The following is a 1,114-nucleotide window of genomic DNA, read 5'->3' on the forward strand; positions in this document are numbered from 1 at the left end:
GTGCTACACCAAGTTCATCAACACGATGAAGCAAGAGCCTGTCGTCGAACAGCTGCTGCCGCTGGCCGCAGACAAGATGAAGGCCGATGCGAACAGCCACAACTGGGACTACATCTACGAACCAGACGCGGCGACCGTGATTGACGAACTGCTGGAGCGCTACATTGAAGCGCTGGTGTACCAGTCGGTAGCGGAAAACCTGGCATCCGAACAGTCGGCGCGCATGGTGGCCATGAAGGCCGCCAGCGACAACGCCGGTAACGTGATCGGTGAACTGAAGCTGGTCTACAACAAGACCCGCCAGGCGGCAATTACCAAAGAACTGTCCGAAATCGTGGCCGGTGCGGCAGCGGTTTAAACGAATTTAACTATATTTGAAGGAACGAACATGGCTGATGGCAAAATCGTTCAGTGTATCGGCGCTGTGGTGGACGTTGAGTTCCCACGCAACGCGATGCCTAAGGTTTTTGACGCGCTGAAAATGGAAGGCTCCGAGCTGACCCTGGAAGTGCAACAGCAGTTGGGTGACGGCGTGGTCCGTACCATTGCTCTGGGCTCCTCCGACGGTCTGCGTCGCGGCATGACCATCCAGAACACCGGCAAACCAATCATGGTTCCAGTGGGTAAAGCTACCCTGGGCCGTATTATGGACGTGCTGGGCAACCCGATCGACGAATGCGGCCCTGTGGCGCATGACCAGATCGCTTCCATCCACCGCGTAGCTCCGGCTTACGACGAACTGTCCCCTTCCCAGGATCTGCTGGAAACCGGCATCAAGGTTATTGACCTGGTGTGCCCGTTCGCAAAAGGCGGTAAGGTTGGTCTGTTCGGCGGTGCAGGTGTGGGCAAGACCGTGAACATGATGGAACTGATCAACAACATCGCTAAAGCGCACTCGGGTCTGTCCGTGTTCGCCGGTGTTGGTGAGCGTACCCGTGAAGGTAACGACTTCTACCACGAAATGGCTGACGCCAAAGTGGTTGACCTGGAAAACCCGGCCAACTCCAAAGTGGCCATGGTTTACGGTCAGATGAACGARCCRCCKGGCAACCGTCTGCGCGTGGCGCTGACCGGYCTGACSATSGCYGAGYSCTTCCGTGACGAAGGCCGTGAC

1 protein-coding gene and 1 pseudogene are annotated in these 1,114 nt (G+C 57.3%); both read left to right on the forward strand.

Annotated features, from left to right (window positions below):
- Positions 1 to 358, forward strand: a 358-nt coding sequence (locus AB4Z11_RS32295; RefSeq protein WP_442030353.1) for a F0F1 ATP synthase subunit gamma, incomplete at its 5' end; no start/stop codon positions are given.
- Between the two features lie 30 nt (positions 359 to 388).
- Positions 389 to 1,114 (forward strand): annotated as a pseudogene (locus AB4Z11_RS32300) (F0F1 ATP synthase subunit beta); the annotation flags it as partial.

Source organism: Pseudoduganella sp. RAF53_2, assembly GCF_052113985.1.
GTDB lineage: Bacteria > Pseudomonadota > Gammaproteobacteria > Burkholderiales > Burkholderiaceae_D > Rugamonas.